We start from the raw sequence: 18,992 nt of genomic DNA, 5'->3' as shown, positions 1-18,992 counted from the left end.
GTACCTGAGCACTATCGAGGGTTTATGAAGCGCTACCGTAATTTCGACGAAGCCGAGCTGGACGTTCAGTACAATGCTCGCGCCACCACACCCAATGTTCTCGACATCCTGACGCAGTACGCCGCCGAGAGCGCACACGCCCGCGCGACCACGCCCTGCGTGCTCGATGTCGCCTACGGGGACCACCCCGACGAAACACTGGACATCTTCCCCGCCGCCGCGCCCGGCGCGCCCGTTTTCTTCTTCGTGCACGGGGGCTACTGGCGTGCGCTCAGCAAGAACGATTCGAGCAACATGGCGCCCGCCTTCACGCGCGCCGGCGCCACGGTCGTCACGATCAACTACTCGCTCGCGCCCGGCGCCTCGCTCGATACCATCGTCGACCAGACGCGCCGCGCGCTGGCCTGGGTGCATCGCCACATCGGCGAGCATCAGGGCGACGCGCGCCGCATTCATGTGTGCGGAAGCTCCGCCGGCGGCCACCTCGCGGGCATGCTGCTCGCGCAGGGCTGGCACGCCCGATACGGTGTGCCGGAAGACGTCGTCGCCGGCGCCGCGCCGCTCTCGGGCCTGTTCGATCTCACGCCGATTCCGTTCACGCACATCAACGAATGGATGAAGCTCTCGGAAGACGACGCACGCCGCAACAGCCCTCAATTTCATCTGCCCGCACGCGGCTGCCCGATCGTGGCGTCGTACGGCGAGACCGAGACGGCCGAGTTCAAGCGGCAGACCGACGACTATCTCGCGGCGTGGCGTGCGCGGGGCTTCGCGGGTGAGTACGTGCCGATGCCCGGCACCAATCACTTCGACATCGTGCTCACACTCAACGACGCCGCCAGCCCGCTCACGCAAGCCATCTTCCGCCAGATGGGTCTGCCCCGGGAGGCCGCATGAGCCTGACGCTCCTTATCATGCAGTGCCTGAACGGGCTGCAACTCGGGGTGCTGCTGTTCCTGATGGCGGCCGGCCTCACGCTGGTGTTCGGCATCATGAACTTCGTCAACCTCGCCCATGGCTCGCTCTACATGATGGGGGCGTTCATCGCCGCCACCGTGTACAACCACACGGGATCGTTCGCGCTCGCCGCGATTGCCATCGTCCCCGCGATGCTGCTGCTCGGTCTGATCGTCGAGTTCGTCGCGCTCAAGACGCTCTACGACCGCGACCACCTCGATCAGGTACTGGCTACCTTCGGCCTGATCCTGTTCTTCAACGAACTGGCGCGTATGATCTGGGGGCCCTCGCCGTACTACATGGAAGTGCCCGAGTGGCTTTCCGGCACGGTGGACCTGTTCGGGCTGGCGTACCCCGCCTATCGCTTCCTCATCATCGTGGTGGGGCTCGCGGTGGCGCTCGGCTGCTACTTGCTCATCCACCGCACGCGCATTGGCATGTTGATTCGCGCCGGATCGACACACCGCCAGATGGTCGGTGCGCTCGGCGTAAACATCGTGTTGCTCAACTCGCTGCTGTTCGGTCTCGGCGCGATTCTCGCGGGGATTGCCGGGCTCATGGCCGGCCCCATCCTCTCAGTGCAGCCGGGCATGGGGGAACCGATCCTGATTCTGACGATGGTCGTGATCGTGATCGGCGGCATCGGCTCGGTACGCGGCGCATTTCTCGCCGCACTGATCGTCGGTGTGGTCGATACGGTGGGACGCACCGCGTTGCCCACGCTGCTGCGCAGTCTGCTGGAGCGCAGCACCGCCGACACCGCCGGGCCTGCCCTCGCGTCGATGCTCATCTACCTTGTCATGGCCGCAGTGCTCGCTGTGCGTCCGCAAGGCCTCTTCCCGGTCAAACACGGTTGACGATGGAAATGAAACTCAATCTTCGCACCGCCGTGCCGTTGCTGTTGCTGGCCGTGCTGGCGCTGGTGCCCCTTTACGCGACGTTTGCCCAGCAACCGTTCTATCTCACCCTGTTCGGACGCATCGTGGTGTTCGCCATCGCGGCCGTCTCGCTCGATCTGATTCTCGGCTACGGTGGCATGGTCAGTTTCGGCCACGCGCTGTATCTGGGTCTCGGCGCGTATGCCGTTGGCATTCTCAGCTATCACGGCGTGGATAACGGCTTCGTGCATCTGGGCGCGACACTGCTGCTGTGCGCCATCGTCGGCGCCGTCACCGGCCTGCTCTCGCTGCGCACGACAGGCATCGCCTTCATTATGATTACGCTGGCGTTCGCCCAGATGTTCTACTTCCTCGCCGTCAGTCTGAAGCAATACGGCGGCGACGACGGTCTGCCCGTGTCTGCCGGCAGCCGCTTTGGCAGCGTAACGCTCGACGACCCGGCAACGCTGTACTACACGGCGTTCGCGGTGCTGTGCCTGTGCGTGTGGGCAGGCCGCCGGCTGGTCGACGCCCGCTTCGGCATGGTGATTCGCGGTGCGCGTCAGAACGACCGCCGCATGCGCGCGCTCGGCTACCCGACGCTGCGCTACAAGCTCGTGGCCTACATCATCAGCGCCATGACCTGCGGCGTAGCGGGCATGCTCTATGCCAATCTCACACACTTCGTCTCTCCGGCGTATATGGCATGGACGGCCTCGGGCGAACTGATCGTGATGGTCGTGCTCGGCGGGCTGGGATCGTTCTTCGGCCCGGTGCTGGGCAGCGCCGCCATGCTGCTGATCGAGGAATGGCTCAAGGGCATGACTGAGCACTGGATGATCATCTTCGGGCCGCTCATCGTCGTTGCGGTTCTCGTCTCGCGCCGCGGCCTGTACGGCCTGCTCGGCGACCTGCAAGTGCGGCTCTCCCGCCGCAGCCGCACCGCGGAGGGCAAAGCATGAGCCTGCTTCACGTCGACCAACTGGTCAAACGCTATGGCGGCCTGACCGCCACCGATCACTTCTGTCTCGATGTCGCGCCCGGCGAGCTGCATGCCATCATCGGCCCGAACGGCGCAGGCAAGAGCACGCTCATCGGCCAACTGGCAGGCGAGCTGCGCTCCGACGAAGGCAGCATTCGTTTCGACGGCCGCGACATCACGGCCGTACCGATCGAACAGCGCGCCCGCGCGGGACTCGCACGCTCTTACCAGATCACGTCCGTATTCCGCGAATTCACCGCGCTGGAAAACGTGCTCGTGGCCGTGCAGGCGATGCAGGGACATAGCTTCGGCTTCTGGCGGCCAGCCATTCGCGAGGCTGCGCTGGTCGAACCGGCACGCGAAATTCTGGCACGCACCGGTCTGGCCGCACGCATGAACGTACCCGCCAGCGCCCTCGCCCACGGCGAACATCGTCAGCTCGAACTGGCCATGGCGCTCGCGGGCCGTCCGAAGCTGCTGCTGCTCGACGAACCGATGGCCGGCATGTCGCAAGCCGAGTCCGAACAAATGACGCATCTGCTCGCCGACCTCAAGGGCGACTATGCCATCGTGCTCGTGGAACATGACATGGACGCCGTCTTTGCACTCGCCGACCGCATTACCGTGCTGGTCTATGGGCGCGCCATCGCCTGTGGCGACGCCGACACCATCCGAAACGACGCGGGGGTACGCGAAGCCTATCTCGGGGACGAAACCCGCAACGAAATGCTGGGAGCCACCGCATGAGCCCCTTGTTGTCTTTGTCTGGTGTCGAGTCGTACTACGGCGCAAGTCAGGCGCTGTTCGGGATGCATCTGGAAATCGAGCGCGGCGCGTTCGTCACGCTGCTCGGCCGCAACGGCATGGGCAAGTCGACCACGGTCAAATCGATGACCGGTCTCATGCGCCCGGCGCGCGGCGAGATCGTATTCGACGGACAACCGGTGCATGCCAGTCCGTCACATCGCATCGCGCGCGCCGGCATGGGACTTGTTCCCGAGGGACGCCAGATATTTCCCACGCTGACGGTGCGCGAGAACCTCGTGGCCACTGCAAGCAACCGTCATGGCGCCAGTTCGCCGTGGACGCTCGAGCGCATCTACGACCTGTTTCCGCGTCTGCGTGAACGGGAGAAAAATTTGGGAAGTAACCTCTCCGGCGGCGAACAACAGATGCTTGCGATCGGCCGCGCACTGATGACGAATCCGAAATTACTCATTCTTGACGAAGCGACCGAGGGGTTGGCGCCGCTCATTCGCGGTGAAATCTGGCAGTGCCTGAAGCAACTTAAAGGTAGCGGTTTGTCGATCCTTTGCATCGACAAGAACCTAGCCCCGATGCTCGAACTCGGCGACCGTCACTACATCGTCGACAAGGGCCGTGTGGCTTGGCAGGGCGACTCGCCGAGCCTGCGTCGGGCGCTGCCGGAATTGCAGACTTATCTGGGCGTTTAAGGCGTACGGCACACTGCGTACCTCACGTTTCTGCGTACACTCTACGGCACCTCTGACCATGAGGTGCGTAGTCCTCGATAGGTGTCAGACGCGAAAATCCGGTGTGTTTTGTGAAAGCACCCAGTGGAACTATGTGGTGCAATCGATTCCGCTTGATCGACTTCGCAAGCGCCTTCTTCTCACCACTTATCGACACCCGGGTAGGACTATGGCTTACTCCAATACGCCTTCGAATCCCTTCCGCTGGCTGCTATCGCAGGACACTGGTGCGCCGCAGCCCACCGAGCCGGCGCACGTCAAGAACGGCCTTCCCGCGGATCTTCCGCTCAACATCAAGGAGCTACCTCGCACGCCGCTCCCCAAACTGGAAATATTTCCTGATGAGTTGCTGGCGTTGCGCAAGCATCTGGGCATGTCGCGCAATGTCTTCGCCCATTACCTTCGTACCAATCCGCGTACGCTCGAGAACTGGGAACAGGGACGCGCGCGTCCCAACGCTCAGGCTGCCTGCCTGATTCGGCTCGTGCAACAGAACCCAGGGCTCGTCTCATCGCTCGCCCGCCTCTGAAACCCATGAAAAGGGCGGCTTGCCAGTACATCGGCATGCCGCCCTGATCGCATTCCGAATCACGCGAAAGCGTGGATAGCGGGTTACGGCTTGAGGCCGCAGACCTCGCGAAGACAGGCAACGAAACGCTCACACGCCGGACTCGGTTGCTTGTCGCTACGCAGTGAATACCCAACGTCGCCAAAGCTGCCCGGCATGGTATCGGCCAACACTCGCAGCAGTCCTGCCTCCACGAACGGCGTTGCGGCCACGCGCGGCATCAGCGCGACACGCGGTGTCTCCAGCATCAGTCCGATGTTGGTGAGCACAGAGAGCGATTCGACAACGTCTTCGGGCAACGCGAGCCCCGCGTCGTGGAACAGACGCTCGGCAGCCAGCCGCGACGGCGACTCGGGCACCGGCAGAATCCATGCCCCCTCACGTAACTCCGCAAGCGGCACGCGCTCGGGGGGCTGCGTCCAGTGGCGCTTGCCGCCGACCACGCACAGCGATTCGTTGAAGAGAATTTCGTGAGTCAGCGCAAAGGCCTTGGCAACCGGCAGCGCACGCTCGGGCAAACGGCCCACGACGATATCCAGGTCTCCGCTGGCCAGCGCCGGGAAGAGTTGCGCAGTGGTCGCTTCTCGCACGGTGACAAGCACACCCGGGGTTTGTGACTTCAGCAAGGCAATCGTGCGCGGCAGCAGATCGGCCGAAGCCGAAATGAGCGTGCCGACAATCACGTGTCCGCTGGTGCCCGCGCTGAACGCATTCACTTCGTCCGTCAGATAACGCAACTCCGCCATCAGCGATTTCACGCGATGGCCAAGCAGTTCTCCCAGCTCCGTGGGCTGCACGCCGCGATTACTGCGCACGAAGAGCGGCCCTTCAAAGCAGGCTTCCATCTCGTGCACGATCTTGCTCACGGCCGGCTGCGTGAGGCCGGTCTCGTTGGCGGCGCGCACGAGCGAACCCGTCTCGAGCACGCGATCAAACACCTGAAGTTGATGGAACTTGAGCTTTCGGCCGAGATTGAGGGCTGTCCAGGGAAGTGAGCGCATCGGCGTCCTGTTCAGGCCGCCGCCGCAGAGCCGGACGGTATGGCCGGCTCCGCTCCCTGCGGCATAGCTGCCGAGTCCGCCGGTTCCCCCGACAGGAAGGCCGCAACGAATTCTTCGAGCATGGCGACATCCGGCAGCGACGCCGGATTGACATGGTGATTGACGAGGCACCCGTCGAACGTCAGCACGAGTATGTCCACCAGGCGAGCGCGCCGCACGCCGTCACGCGCGAGGCTGGGCGCACAGGCCGCCAGCATGCTCGAGAGGCGTTCGCGAAACCACTGCAACAGTGACGAATCGTAAGGATCACCAGGGGTGACGGTGGCCAGCGCCTGCACCAGATTGTGCGAGAAGCCGTTGTCGAGTCTCGGTGTCTGAACCAAAAGGCCACCAAGCAGCGTGCGCATGCGCGCGTGAGCGCCATGGGCTGCCATCACGTCGGATTCCAGCACCGTGATGCGCGCCTTGAACCACTTCTCATAGACGCAGAAGAAAACCTGCAGCTTCGCGGTGAAGTAACTGTAAATGTTCGCGTGCGAAATACCTGCGCGCTTGGCGATCTGCACCATCGTCGTGTCGACGTAGCCCTTTTCCAAAAACAGGGCGTGCGACGCTTCGAGGATGGCCAGACGAATGTCTTCTTTCTTGACTTGTGGCATGTGTAAGCCTGCGCGGATAGGCCGAGCACCTCAATCGAATTTTCTCAACGGCCGCTGAATTCAATACCGAACATCAGCGGGCACAGTATGCCAGCGCAAACGCAGCTTGCGGCGAAAACTAAGCGCAAACACTCCCCCGGACTTTCCCGATATTTCAACGCATTCAACGTGGATTGCGATGACAGACATCGCGTAATGCGCCGTGTTGTCGCGCAATAGGCGCGGCAGCTTCCAGACGATGCGACGCGGTGCATGACCCACTAGATATTTCAAAAATGAACAATTTCGATGTCATGTTTTCAAGGCACGAGATGCGATAGGCATTGCAGAGGCATTCATATATGAGAGCGAATATGGGAACGCATACGAACGCAGTCAGGAGATGACGCATTTTGCGTACACACTGTCAGCGCATTCCTACATTATTTAGGACTACGTTATATACGTAGCCATCGATATGCACTGCAATAGCCACACAAGATCCCCACCGGCAAGCACTGCCTTGGAGGATTACAAAGTCTTACAAGATCTAGCGATCCAATTCCCGCAAATTGCGTCTAACGTAAGTCGATCCATGACGACGAACGGGGGCAATCACCGCTCTCACAAGGAGGTCATGTTGAGAACGAATGCTACGAACCGTACACCGGCAAGCCTCGCAAAGGCACGCACTGCCAAGGCAGCCGCCGCGACCGGGCTGGCTGCCGCGCTGCTGACGCTGGCCGGATGCGCCTATGAGCCGCCGCCGCAACCGCGTCTGCCGTACCGAGGCGACGAAACGACGAATCCGGCCTATCAGCCGAACTGTGGGCCGCCGCCCTATGCGGCCGGTACGCCATGCAGTCCGTACGCGGCACCGGCGACAGATGCCTATGGGCGTCCCTACCCGCCAACTGACCGCTACGGCCGGCCGTACCCGCCTGCGCCGCTTCCCCCGACGTATCAGGAGACGTATCCGGGCAATGGGGCTGGCGCACCGACACCGGGCGCCGAAACCGCCCATTAGTGCATATGCATAAGCATCGCGCAGTGCCCCCGAACCGGCGGCACTGCGCGCCAGTTTCGGAAGCCGCTGCTTTTGTCGAATAGCAGGCAGAGCCTCGATGCCCGGCCTGCGCATCCCTTGGGGCTTAACGCCCCCTTGAAGGAGCCATACGTCATGAAAACCACACAACGATGGATCTCGCCCATCTCACATCTCTCGCGTTCGGCAGCCCCGATTCTCGTTGGCGCAGCGCTGATCGGCACGCTGACGGGCTGCGGCGGCATGACGCCCCGCGAATCGCGTAATACGGCAGTCGGTGCCGGTGTCGGCGCGCTCGGCGGCGCCCTCATCTCCGGTGGTGACCTCGGCGCGACCGTGGGTGGCGCCGTTGTCGGCGGCGTGATCGGTAACGTCATTACCGACGACCGCCGCCACCGTCACTAATCGCGACGAATCGCCCTCGTCGCTCCCGGTATCGTTCTCGGGCGGCATTCGCCTCGCGTGGCATTGCGCACGCGGACCACGTGTCGCCGTCATTGCTCAAGGAATCAGGAGAAGCGCGACATGACACACCAAGACACACTCCGCGAACGGACGCTTCGAACCCTCACGACACGACGCCTCGGACGCCGGGCGCTCGCCGCGGCCGACAAGGATGGCGACGGCTATCTGAGCCGCGACGAAGTGGCCACCGCAGAACCGTTCCTCTATCAGCATTTCGATGAGATCGACGTCAATCACGACGGCAAGCTCTCGCCGGCCGAAATTCGCGCCTACTTCCGCCGCTACCATCAGGAACGTACACAGGCCGACGCCGCGGCCACCAAGCCCTGATTGAAGGATCTGGCCACACAAACAAATACGCCACGGCATGCCGTGGCGTATTTGTTTTCCGAGCCAGTGCGCTGCGTGTCACCGCCGCGCACACCGGACACGCGTTACACGTGGAAGAACTCGGCGATGATCGCGGCACCGAGGAACGTACCGGCGTTCGCGAGGAACGACACGATCACAATGCGCCAGCCGAGGCGGCGGAAGGCAGGAACGTCCTTGGCGACCGACAGACCCGCGTAGGTCAGCATCGGCGTGACCAGTGCGAGGAAGTTGATCTTGCCCGTGAACTGCTCGACGACCGGTGCGAACGGGAAGGCCGGCGACGTCAGGAACATGGCGATCAGCGAAACCCAGCACACCGCCGGCACCTTGCGACGCGTGACGTAGTACAGCGCTTCACCGACGAGCACGGCACCGATGATGATGAGCATGCCCGGTACACCGTCGAGGAACGGCGTCTTGAAGGCCAGGCTGTTACCGATAAGCGCCAACGCGCCCGAGAACACCCAGGCGAACAGACGCGCGCCGAAATTCATTTCGACGGTGTGCGCCTTGCTGGCTTGCTTCAGTTCCTTGGCGGCTTCGGCATCGGCCACGGCAGCGGCTTCCGCGTTGGCACGGCCGCGGCGGCTCATGCGGCCGAGCACCGGCTCCATCACGCGATAGCCCCACACGGCGAGCGGCAGCGAGATGAACAGCGTGAAATACGTGCCGATGGTCGTCGTGATCAGGTTCGATGCCGCCGCGAACGTGGCGACTTCCTTGGCGACTTCCGGCGTTTGCTGTGCCGCGATGGCACCGGCTGCGGCGGCCATCATCGAGCCCGAGCCCACGCCGGCGCCCATGGCGAGCGAATGCGGATGGAACAGGTTCAGGCTGGCGACGAAACCGGCAAACAGCGAAATGAACACAGCGCCAAAGATCGTGCCCGTCAGGTACTCGGCAAGCACGCCGCGGCCTTCCGGCGAGTCGAAGCCGTACTTTTCGCCGATGATGGCGAGGCTCGGCTCACGGCCGACCGAGAAGGTCGCGCCGATGGCTTCGCGCTTGATGCCGAGCATCAGCGCTACCGGCAGACCCAGGATGATCGTGCCCACGAAGTGGCCGAATTCCTGGAACACGAGCGCCCAACCCGCAGCGACGAGCTTGGGCAGCGAGCCACCCACGAGCAGCCCCAGCTTTGCCACGAAGAGCAGCAGCGCCGGTTGCAGAATGGCGGCAGCACGGTGCTGCATCGGCAGGTCGATCTGTGCGAAGCGCGGCAACCGCGCCTGCGACAGACCCAACGCCGCGCCGAGCAGCAACGCCCAGACCATCGGCAACAGCACGATCTTGCCGTGACCGGCCTTGATGCTGATCGCCCCGATCAGCTCCGCGATCACGAGAATCACGATCGCCCAAACATACAGGCGCACGCCATCGCTGAAGGCGCCCCCTTGCGGCTTGGCCGCGTTTTGTTCCATGACTGCCATCTGGGTCTCCACTGCATTTGCTATTGAACCGGTCCGGTGCCCTCCGGTGCCCCGGAAAAGACGCGAACATTTCGGTGGTTAAGGAAATTCGGCGCATTGCCCGCCCGGTCGCAAAACCCGCGGACTTCTCTCCCCATGATGCCCGAACGAGCGCCACGTTGACACGCCTCGGTGACAGCAACAGCTTTGCGCGCCGAACCACCCGAGGGCGGCATTATACGCGGTCAAAATAGCCGTTCCGGCCCCAGGTCTCGCAGGCTGAAACGGTTGCGTACCGGACGGGGTCTCACGACCTTCGTCCAGCACACAATTCACACGATTACGTCACGTTCCCTACGACAGAACGCTTGATGGCAGCACATTCGCGCGGATGGCTTCATCCGGCTCGCCGCACGATCAGACGTAGCCGAACGGCGTGGCCGGATTCGCTGCGGTCTCGACCCACACGCTCTTCGTCTGCGTGTACTCGTAGAGCGCTTCCACGCCGCTGGAGCGGCCGTAACCGCTGTGGTTGTACCCTCCGAACGGCGACGCCACGTTAATCGTCTTGTAACCGTTGATCCAGAACGTTCCGGCGTTGACCTGCGCGGCCACACGGTGAGCGCGCGCAACATCCCGCGTCCACACGGCCCCCGCCAGACCGAACTCGCTGTCGTTGGCGATCGCCAGCGCTTCCTCTTCCGTGTCGAAGGGAATCGCCACGACGACCGGGCCGAAGATTTCGGTGCGAGCCACGCCCATCGTGTTGTTCGCGTCGGCCAGTACGGTCGGACGCACAAAGAAGCCGCCGTCGCTGCGCTGCTGCGTGCCGGCCGCCAGACGCGCGCCGCCTTCCACGCCTGCGTCGATCATGTTCATCACGTGCTGATACTGCGTGCGGTTGCAGATCGGGCCGACTTCGGTGGTGTCGTCCAGCGGCGCGCCCACGCGAATCTTCTCCGCGCCGCGCGCCAGCATCTCGATCATCAGGTCGTACACGCCGCGCTGAACCAGCAGACGCGAGCCCGCCACGCAGCTTTGGCCTGCGCTCGAGAAGATGGCGGCCTGGGCGCCAAGGCAGGCGCGCTTCAGATCGGCATCGTCGAACACGATATTGGCGGACTTGCCGCCCAGTTCGAGCACGCTCGGCAGCAGACGCTGCGCGGCGGCCGTGGCGATCTTGCTGCCCGTGGCCGGCGAGCCGACAAACACGACCTTCTTGATGACCGGATGCGAGATCGCTGCCTGACCGGTGGTGTGACCGAAGCCGGCGAGCACGTTGACGAGGCCGCGCGGCACGCCCGCCTGCTCGGCCAGCGCGGCCACCACGAGCGAGCTGGCCGGCGTGAGTTCCGACGGCTTGAGCAGCACACCGTTACCCATCGCGATGGCCGGGGCGAGTTGCCAGCCGCAGGTGAAAACCGGGGCGTTCCACGGCGTGATCTGCAACACCACGCCCATCGCTTCGCGGCGCGTGTAGTTCAGGTGTGTGCTCGGCACCGGGATCACGTCGCCGAAGAACTTGTCGGTCCAGCCGGCGTAGTACTCGAACATCTCCGCCACCTTGCCGACTTCACCACGGCAATCGCGGATCGGCTTGCCTGCGCCGATCGATTCGAGTTGCGCGAGCGCTTCGGCGTTTTCGCGGATCTTGCTGCCAACGGCCTGCATCACGCGGCCTCGCGCCGCGTGGGTCAGCGCCCACCAGGTTTTCTGCGCCGTTTGCGCGGCTTCGGCGGCCCGCGCCACGACAGCGGCACCCGCGTCGCGGTAAGTCAGCACCGTCTGGCCAGTCGCCGGATTGACGATATCGATGGTTGCCTCCCCCGCGCCTTCGACCAGTTCGCCGTTCACGAACGAGCCAATCGTGGTGGCGTTGGGGAAGAACTTTGCGAATGCGCCGAGCAAGGCGGCGGCTTGTTGGTCTGCCATGAGAAAACTCCGTACGATGCGCCGTCCGGGGCGCATCCTGTCGTCAAACAAAATAGAAATATCGAATGCGAACGTGTGGGGCCAGCGGCCGCCCGGCAACGATTACGCGCGGCCCGGTTCGATGAACTGCACGATACGGTTGAAGTCCTCGTCATCGCCCACCGTTGCGGCGCTCGCCGCCCACAGACGGCCGACTTCGGCCGAGAGCGGTCCCGTGGCCAGCGTGCCCGTCTGCTCCGCGAGCGCCATCGCTAGGCGCACGTCCTTGCGCATGAGCTTCATCGTGAAGCCCGAGTCGAACGCGTTGTTCAGAATCCACGTCGGGTAATTGGTCTGCGTCACGCCGCTGCGGCCCGAACCGGCATTCAGGCCCTCGAGCACTTGCTCGGGCGCCACACCGGCGGCCTTCGCCAGACGCATCGCTTCGCCCGCCACGACCAGATGGGCCGCGCACATCAGGTTGTTGATGAGCTTGGTCACATGACCCGCGCCCACGTCGCCGATGTGAACGCGCTTGGCCGACATGGCAGCAAGCACCGGCTCGACACGGGCGATGTCGTCTGCCGAGCCGCCCAGCACCATCGTGAGCGCACCGTTCAGTGCGCCCTTCGGGCCGCCGGAGACCGGTGCGTCGACCAGTGCGATACCCTTCTCGCGCAGCGTGGCTGCGAGGGCGCGCGTGCTTTCCGGGTCGGCCGTTGACGTGTCGACGACGATCAACCCCTCACGGCCGTTCGCGGCAATGCCGTCGGCGCCGTTCACCACGGCCTCGACCACTTGCGACGTCGGCAGCGACAGCACCAGTGCGTCGGCTTCGCGGGCGAGTTCGCCGACCGAAGCCCGCAGGCCGATGCCGGCCTCGGCCAAGGCGCTACCGGCAGCCGGCGACGGATCGAACCCAAGCACCGTGAAACCGCCGCGCTGCAACGACAGCGCCATGCCGCGTCCCATATTGCCCAGTCCGACCACTCCGATGATTTTCATGTTGACTCCAGATTGACTGCGAAGATGACGCCACCGCCACGGGCGACGCCGCGTTGCTCCGCCGGCCGGATCGTCCGGCCGCCGTTTGGAAATTTCAGGGGACGTCAGTGCGGGTGGTTGACGAACTCCAGCACGACGTTGCCCGCAAACTCGGGCTCCACTACCAGCCCGTGCTCGTTGTAGCCGTAGGGCACGCCGTGTTCGCGCCACAACGCCTCGACGTGAGCCAGATCCGGGGCCAGCAGCGTGATCGCCACGGCATGCGTACGGGTGGCCTGCGCCATCGGCAAACCAACGGCCGCATAACGCACTTCGGCACGCTGCGGCGAGAGCACCCGCAAGTGGCCGCAGCCGGTGTCGGCCACGGCCCCGCCCTCATAGAGATCGACGTGACGCTCGCCATATATCTGCTGCCAGCGCGCGGCGAGCGCGCGCAGGGAAAGGGTGTCCGGCGCTACGTAAGTCACGCCGATGATGTTGCTCACGCCGTTCGCATGCCTCTGCCACTCGGGCGCCCGGATCAACTCGGGCCGATGCTGCTGACAGATGACATTCGACACATCGCCCAGCGAGTCGTCGATGAACAGGCCCAGCGAGACGACGGCCTGGCCGGACGAGCCGTTCGGTTTGCCCATCGTCCGGCGGAAATCGATGATGCCTTGTGTCTCGAGACCCGCCTGCACGAGGCGAGCGTGATCGGCGCGTACGTCCTTGCTGTGAAGGGCAATCAGCGAAACGCCTTCTTCGCGCGCCAGAAAACTGCCGAGATAACGTCCGAAACAGAAGTCTCCGATCGCATGCGTGCCGAACTTGCGGGCGTCGTCCACACCGATCAATTCGATGAAGTTGTCGCCGAACATCATGAGCGAGGTGAGCGTGCCCCATGGGTGATACGACACCGGCGACGGAGAAAAGCCCATGCGCTCGTAATGCGTCAAGCGCCGCGGGTGGTCATGCACCGTGACGAGCGGATGATCGACGCCAAATCGCGTGTTGCGCGGAGGAATCATCTGGTGTCTCCGATCTGACCCGGTGCCAATCCTGGCGGCCCGAGGACGCTCGCCCCCATTATCCCTGTGCGGGCCGGTGGCGATGAAACTGGCGCGGAATCGGACCACCTCCACCAGGCCTCGCCTGGGTTCGTTGCCCAGCAGAGGGGCCGATCCGCATGCTTCGCAGTGTGGATTGAAAAAAAACGACGCTCAATGACAACGCTTGAAGATTTTTGTTCTAAAAATTAGTCTTTAGGGTATGACACCTGCCATCACTGAAAGCCGCTTGGCGTATCTGTTCGAAGCCGTCCAATGCGGTACCGTGCGCGCCGCCGCCGACAGACTCGACATCGCCCCCTCCGCCGTCAGCCGCCAGATCGCCTTACTGGAGGCCGAACTGGCGCTACCGCTCATCGAACGCCACAAGCGCGGCGTCCACCTGACGCAGGCCGGACGGCTGCTCATGGAGTACTACCGGGAGCAGCGTGCGCACCAGGAGGACTTGCTTGCCAAGTTGCAGGAAGTCCGCGGGCTGCGGCGCGGCCATATCCGGCTGGCTGTCGGCGAGGGATTCGTCAGCGACCTGATGGGCGCGCCGCTACAGTACTTCTGCAAGCGCTATCCCGGCATCACGCTAACGCTCGATCTGGCGGGCACCAACGAGGTCATGCGACGCGTGGCCGAGGACGATGCGGACATCGGGCTCGTCTACAACCCGCCGGCCGAACCCAAGATCGTGTCGCGCGCGCAGATGCGTCAGCCGGTGCACGCCATCGTCGCGCCCGACTCCCCACTGGTCGAGCAGGTGGACGAGGCGGGAGCGCTTCGGCTCGACGCGCTCTACGACGTGCCACTCGCCCTCATGCACGGGGCTTACGGCACGCGCCAACTGATGGAGCTGGCCGAGCAGTCGGAAAAGCATCGGCTCACGCCCACGGTTACGACCAACTCGATTTCCGTCCTCAAGCACTTCGTGCGTGCGGGACTGGGCGCGACATTCCTGCCCGCGTTTGCCGTGTCGCAGGAGATCGAGGCCGGCCTGTTGCGTGCGCTGCCTGTCGATCACCCGATTCTCAATAGGGCAGAGGCGCACCTCGTCACCCGCGCTGGCCGGCGGCTGTCGGGTGCCGCCAACCGGTTGCTGACACACCTGGCGAGCAAGATGGAAGCGTTCGGCACACCGGACTGAAATGGCCTTCTGAAGTGGCGCAACTCGAACTTGTCTCGTCGTTCAAGCCGTTTCGGTTGCGGTTAAGCAACAATCGGGCGACTAAGCCTTTCCCCGATGTTGCATGCCGGGGAAATCGGATATAACGGGAGCCATCCGGGTGATGGGTGCCCGTTGCGTCACACTACGGCATATGCGACGCTGCGCCGGCCCCTCGCCAGCCGATCCCGGTCGCACGGCCGCGCGCAAGACAGTCTGTGTTTGCGCCACGCTGTCGCAGCCCCTACGCCGGTGGACTGCCATGACAACGATCTCTGAAGACCAGAGCGTGACGGCATCACTCGCAACCGCCCGCACTTCCTCATGCGGCGCCCGTTGCCCAGGCGTTCCCGCTTGCCTATTCCTCGCCACTCGTAACGAGATTTCAGGTTTTCCCGCCGGCCTCTCGCATCGCCCCCGCTTGGGCACCGCGCGACGACGACGGACATAACCACGCAAGGAAGGGGCGGGGCGAAACGCAATCTGGGAGTAGACCATGAAAATGAAGCTCATAGCAGCAAGCTTGCTTTGCGGCATCGGCACGTTTGCGCACGCGCAATCGAGTGTGCAGCTTTATGGCCGCGTCGATGGCGGCTTTCAGTTCATGAACAACCTGCAGGACGGTAAGGGCGGCACCGCATCGCGCTGGAGTGCGCAAGGCGGTGACTACGGCACCAGCCTGTTCGGCCTGCGCGGCTATGAAGATCTCGGGCAGGGATTGCATGCCGTATTCAATCTGGAAGGTGGGTTCCAGTTGATGAACGGCTTCAACAACAACGGCTCGGGATCGATCTTCGACCGGCGAGCACTGGTCGGCCTCAACTCCCGCTCATGGGGGCAACTGACGCTCGGCCGCAATCTGTTCATCAGCAACGGGGTCTGGGACTTCGATCCGTTCCAACAGCAGGCGTTCTCCTCAGCGTCGCTCGTGCGAGGACGTAATTGGCCGCAGGCGAGCAATACCGTCAACTATCAAAGCCCGAACTGGTATGGCTTCGATGTCGCGGGTCAGTACGCGTTCTCGAACATCGCCGGGCAGTTCAATAACGGCCGAGGCATGGGAGCACAGTTGACGTACACGCATGACCGGTTCCAGTTGCGGGCGTTGTACGACGAAATTCGCGACACCAACGGACGCTTCACCGATGTCTTCGCCACGTCGCGCGAATACTTCGCGGGCGCGAACGTGTTCCTGAACCGCTTCACGATTTCGCTGGGCTACACCCATATGTCCGCCCCGGACGCCCCGGCCCCCGACTTCGCGACGCGCGCCGATCACTATTGGGCGGGCGTGAAATATCAGGCGACCCAGGCGTGGGCCGCAAATGCGGCGGTGTATCACGTGAATGTGCCGGGGGGCTTCGGACACGCCACGATGTTCGAGCTGGGCACGACGTATAACCTGTCGAAGCGCACGTTCCTGTACGGCACGGTCGCTTATGTCAAGAACAGCGCGAATCAGAGCTTCTCCGTCGCGGCTATTCCGAGCGACTCGCTCGATAACCCGCCCGCAGGCAAGAGCCAGACCGGTGCTTATATCGGGGTGTCGCACTCGTTCTGATCGCCTATGAGGTAAGCGCGCATCGCAGAGACGGAAAAAAGCCGTCCGGCATATTGCCGGACGGCTTTTCCTTTACTGCGACTGCGGTCACTGCTGCCGTGACTGCTACTGCTACTGCTGTTACTGCTACTGCAACTCCCTCGCGAAGTTGGCGCCGGCGCAAGCCGGCGCCTCTCACACCTGGATTACCAGACGTACTTGAGCGAACCGGCCACACCAGCTTGCGTTTGACCTTGGCGCACACTGCCGTTCACGCCACCGCGAAGCGAGAGCTTCTTGCCGAGCTTCACGTCGACGGCGGCTTCCGCGCCCACGATGTCGCGGCCCAACTTGTTGCCCGTGACGGTCATCGTGCCGGCATTCGCGGCGTTGGCGAGTGCCACGTCCATCGACGGTGCGGCATGCGCCAGTTCGCGCTCATAAGAAATACGCAGCGACGGCGTGACGCTGTGCGCCTCGTCGCCGAACGCTTTCCACAGACGTGCGCCCATGCCCACACGTGCCGAGTTGAAGTTGCTGCCGTCGACCTTGAGACCGGCATCGCCGTTTTCGGTGAAGCCCTTCACCGAGGTGTTTGACACCTTGAGGGTGATGCTCGGATCGATGTTCACGGCACGCGTGACAATGTGCTTGCCGAACTGCGCAAAGCCGCCCACGGTCGTGGCGTTCGTCTTGCCGCTCAGGCCATAGACTTCGCCACCCAGTTTCGCCGCACGCTGGCTCTTGATGCTGTGCGCGCTATACGACACGCCACCGTTAGCGAACCAGCCATCGACTTCGTGGGCGCCATACAGACCAACGCTATACGTGCTCACCTTCGACGAGGCCTTCTGGCTGCTCTCGCCGTTCGCATCGACGCTCGCATCGCCGTAACCGACGGCAATACCGACACGCGTGTTGTTCTTCTTGGCGTCAACGCCCACCACCATGCCCGCACCGCGCAGCGAAAAACCGGGAACAGCGTCACGCCCCCTGCCGGTCGTCTGAGCGCCCATCGCCTGCGCCCAGGTGGAGATACCGGCCGTCGTCGAGCCGATGTCCGTCGGTTGCATGAAGGCGTCGTCACCCGACAGACGGTCTTGCATGCCCTTGCGGAACAGTTCCGCGTTCTGTTGCGCGGCGTTGGCCATTTGGGTCAGGACGACGCCCGACGCCATGGCTTGTTCGGCCGAGAGAGTGGGCTGCGTTACCTCTTCTGCATCTGTTTCCGTTTCCGTCAACTCCACTGGCGGCTCAACAGCGGCAGGCTCTTCGGCGTCGCCGTCACTGACTTCATCGAGATTGCCATCATCGCCCTTGTCACCATCGTCACCCTCGTTACGCTTCGCCCGGTCAGATTCCTTACCGAGATTTTCGATGACCCCGCTCAGGACTTCGCGAGTCGTCTCCTTTTCCTTGTCAGTCGCGTGCTCGCTCAACTCGACAATTTCCGCGATCTTCTCTGCACCATCCTTGATCTCGCGTGTCTTGTCGTTGAGCCACTTCCGCCAGTCTTCGCCCGAGGCGTCGGCAAGAACAACCGCGTGCGTTTCCTTGCCAACCGATTTGGCAACGGCGCTCGGCACCTTGCTGACCTTGGCGATCGCGGGTGCCATCGTGGCGCTGCCAGGGTTCGCGCGTGCCTTGTCGAGGTTCTTCGCAGCCTGACCGGGCCCGCGGTCAAACGACAATACCGCCGGATTCGCGGCCGCATCGGCAATTCGCTTCCAGTTCCTTTCCGCCGCGCTCGTCTCCGACACCATTTCCGATGCCGCGTTGGCGCTCACCATACCGCCGCCCGTCAGCGCAAGAGCGGCAGCCCCGGCGATGGCCGTGCGGCGCACGCGTGCAGCCAGCGTGTCGTTGGTCGATTGGATAGCCGTGCCGGCGTCGATATGGGGGGTATTCATGCGCTATGTCCTCTTCAATTCGTGATTGGCAAATATCGAATCTAGATCCGCAAATTGCGTTGCATTCGATGAGTGACACGAATCGTAGGACGTGATTAACGTATTAATGATCTTTAGGGGGTGGCATTGGGAAATCACCCACCAAGAACACCGATCTTGGGACATATCCCACGAAAATCATGGCGCAAATCACCACGAAATTGACTGCACTTCGAGACATCCACTTAGCAAGCTCGAAAATCATCGGTTTTAGCACCGAAATCCCCCTCGATAGCAGGAAGGACCTCCGCGACGCCGAATGTGCGGCCTCCGGACTGAAATCGGTCACTCGACAGTAATTTGTCGGTAATTCGGTTCACCTCGCGATTCAAATGCAAAAGCCCCCGTTACCAATAAGTAACGGGGGCTTCAACCCAATGGTATTGAACCGATGACGCATCGATCATGACTGTCCGATGCGTCACTCGGATCTCATTGGGGAAGATCCGCGCTTTCCCCTCACGAGGAAAGCGTCCTGCCGACTACCTTAGAAGCGATACTTCGCCGAGATACCACCGCCCAGCGCGCTCTCGCCCTTACGCACGCTGACGTTTCCGCCCACGCGCACTTCCAGTTGCTT

General features: G+C 63.1%; 18 protein-coding genes. 11 read left to right on the top strand and 7 right to left on the bottom strand.

The features are described 5' to 3' along the window. The first annotated feature begins 24 nt into the window (after nt 1-24). The 6 genes from PHO31112_RS20165 to PHO31112_RS20140 all read left to right on the top strand — a co-directional run bounded on the left by PHO31112_RS20165 (nt 25) and on the right by PHO31112_RS20140 (nt 4,839). Nucleotides 25-897, top strand: a complete 873-nt coding sequence (locus tag PHO31112_RS20165; RefSeq protein WP_150622425.1) for an alpha/beta hydrolase — start codon at nt 25-27, stop codon at nt 895-897. Further along, nucleotides 894-1,814 (top strand): branched-chain amino acid ABC transporter permease, encoded by a 921-nt coding sequence (locus PHO31112_RS20160; protein ID WP_150622423.1) that lies wholly within the window; start codon nt 894-896, stop codon nt 1,812-1,814. Before PHO31112_RS20165 ends, PHO31112_RS20160 begins: the two co-directional genes overlap by 4 nt. 8 nt (nt 1,815-1,822) lie before the next feature. Further along, nucleotides 1,823-2,797 (top strand): branched-chain amino acid ABC transporter permease, encoded by a 975-nt coding sequence (locus PHO31112_RS20155; RefSeq protein WP_150622421.1) that lies wholly within the window; start codon nt 1,823-1,825, stop codon nt 2,795-2,797. Next, nucleotides 2,794-3,564: an ABC transporter ATP-binding protein gene (locus tag PHO31112_RS20150; protein ID WP_150622419.1), complete on the top strand. Its 771-nt coding sequence runs from the start codon at nt 2,794-2,796 to the stop codon at nt 3,562-3,564. The genes PHO31112_RS20155 and PHO31112_RS20150 overlap by 4 nt, the downstream gene beginning before the upstream one ends. Next, the gene (locus PHO31112_RS20145; protein ID WP_150622417.1) at nt 3,561-4,271 is read left to right on the top strand and encodes an ABC transporter ATP-binding protein; all 711 of its coding nucleotides are present in this window, start codon (nt 3,561-3,563) and stop codon (nt 4,269-4,271) included. The genes PHO31112_RS20150 and PHO31112_RS20145 overlap by 4 nt, the downstream gene beginning before the upstream one ends. Before the next feature lie 208 nt (nt 4,272-4,479). Beyond that, a complete protein-coding gene (locus PHO31112_RS20140) occupies nt 4,480-4,839 on the top strand; it encodes a helix-turn-helix domain-containing protein (RefSeq protein WP_010805833.1) in 360 nt (119 codons plus the stop codon). Nucleotides 4,840-4,922: 83 nt separating this feature from the next. Here PHO31112_RS20140 and PHO31112_RS20135 read toward each other — a convergent pair whose 3' ends face one another. Continuing rightward, on the bottom strand, nt 4,923-5,879 hold the full coding sequence (locus PHO31112_RS20135) for a LysR family transcriptional regulator (RefSeq protein WP_150622415.1): 957 nt from the start codon (nt 5,877-5,879) through the stop codon (nt 4,923-4,925). 11 nt (nt 5,880-5,890) lie between these two features. After that, nucleotides 5,891-6,538, bottom strand: a complete 648-nt coding sequence (locus tag PHO31112_RS20130; RefSeq protein ID WP_150622413.1) for a TetR/AcrR family transcriptional regulator — start codon at nt 6,536-6,538, stop codon at nt 5,891-5,893. Nucleotides 6,539-7,154: 616 nt separating this feature from the next. Here PHO31112_RS20130 and PHO31112_RS20125 point away from each other — a divergent pair. From PHO31112_RS20125 to PHO31112_RS20115, 3 genes are all read left to right on the top strand, one after another. Next, nucleotides 7,155-7,544, top strand: a complete 390-nt coding sequence (locus PHO31112_RS20125; protein ID WP_150622411.1) for a hypothetical protein — start codon at nt 7,155-7,157, stop codon at nt 7,542-7,544. Nucleotides 7,545-7,697: 153 nt separating this feature from the next. After that, nucleotides 7,698-7,967, top strand: coding sequence for a glycine zipper 2TM domain-containing protein (locus tag PHO31112_RS20120; RefSeq protein WP_150622409.1), 270 nt, complete (start codon nt 7,698-7,700; stop codon nt 7,965-7,967). 120 nt (nt 7,968-8,087) lie between these two features. Further along, nucleotides 8,088-8,357 carry an EF-hand domain-containing protein gene (locus PHO31112_RS20115; RefSeq protein WP_150622407.1) on the top strand — a complete coding sequence of 90 codons (270 nt, stop codon included), beginning with the start codon at nt 8,088-8,090 and terminating at the stop codon, nt 8,355-8,357. Between the two features lie 104 nt (nt 8,358-8,461). Here the strand turns inward: PHO31112_RS20115 and PHO31112_RS20110 are convergent, their stop codons facing one another. The 4 genes from PHO31112_RS20110 to PHO31112_RS20095 all read right to left on the bottom strand — a co-directional run bounded on the left by PHO31112_RS20110 (nt 8,462) and on the right by PHO31112_RS20095 (nt 13,734). Further along, nucleotides 8,462-9,829, bottom strand: a complete 1,368-nt coding sequence (locus tag PHO31112_RS20110) for a DUF3100 domain-containing protein (protein WP_150622405.1) — start codon at nt 9,827-9,829, stop codon at nt 8,462-8,464. Nucleotides 9,830-10,225: 396 nt separating this feature from the next. Then, nucleotides 10,226-11,740, bottom strand: a complete 1,515-nt coding sequence (locus tag PHO31112_RS20105) for an aldehyde dehydrogenase family protein (protein ID WP_150622403.1) — start codon at nt 11,738-11,740, stop codon at nt 10,226-10,228. Nucleotides 11,741-11,842: 102 nt separating this feature from the next. Then, nucleotides 11,843-12,934, bottom strand: a complete 1,092-nt coding sequence (locus PHO31112_RS20100; protein ID WP_281355113.1) for an NAD(P)-dependent oxidoreductase — start codon at nt 12,932-12,934, stop codon at nt 11,843-11,845. Further along, entirely contained in the window at nt 12,829-13,734 is a 906-nt protein-coding gene (locus tag PHO31112_RS20095) for a VOC family protein (protein ID WP_150622400.1), read from the bottom strand. Before PHO31112_RS20095 ends, PHO31112_RS20100 begins: the two co-directional genes overlap by 106 nt. 241 nt (nt 13,735-13,975) lie before the next feature. Between PHO31112_RS20095 and PHO31112_RS20090 the strand changes: the two genes are divergently transcribed. After that, a complete protein-coding gene (locus PHO31112_RS20090) occupies nt 13,976-14,905 on the top strand; it encodes a LysR family transcriptional regulator (RefSeq protein WP_150622398.1) in 930 nt (309 codons plus the stop codon). Nucleotides 14,906-15,419: 514 nt separating this feature from the next. Further along, nucleotides 15,420-16,484 (top strand): porin, encoded by a 1,065-nt coding sequence (locus tag PHO31112_RS20085; protein WP_150622396.1) that lies wholly within the window; start codon nt 15,420-15,422, stop codon nt 16,482-16,484. A gap of 185 nt (nt 16,485-16,669) precedes the next feature. On the opposite strand, the gene PHO31112_RS20080 is transcribed toward PHO31112_RS20085, so the two are convergent. Next, nucleotides 16,670-18,373: an autotransporter outer membrane beta-barrel domain-containing protein gene (locus PHO31112_RS20080; RefSeq protein ID WP_150622394.1), complete on the bottom strand. Its 1,704-nt coding sequence runs from the start codon at nt 18,371-18,373 to the stop codon at nt 16,670-16,672. Nucleotides 18,374-18,992: the final 619 nt, after the last annotated feature.

Source organism: Pandoraea horticolens, assembly GCF_902459555.1.
Taxonomy (GTDB): Bacteria; Pseudomonadota; Gammaproteobacteria; order Burkholderiales; family Burkholderiaceae; genus Pandoraea; species Pandoraea horticolens.
This window is presented reverse-complemented; position numbering and strand designations above follow the sequence as displayed.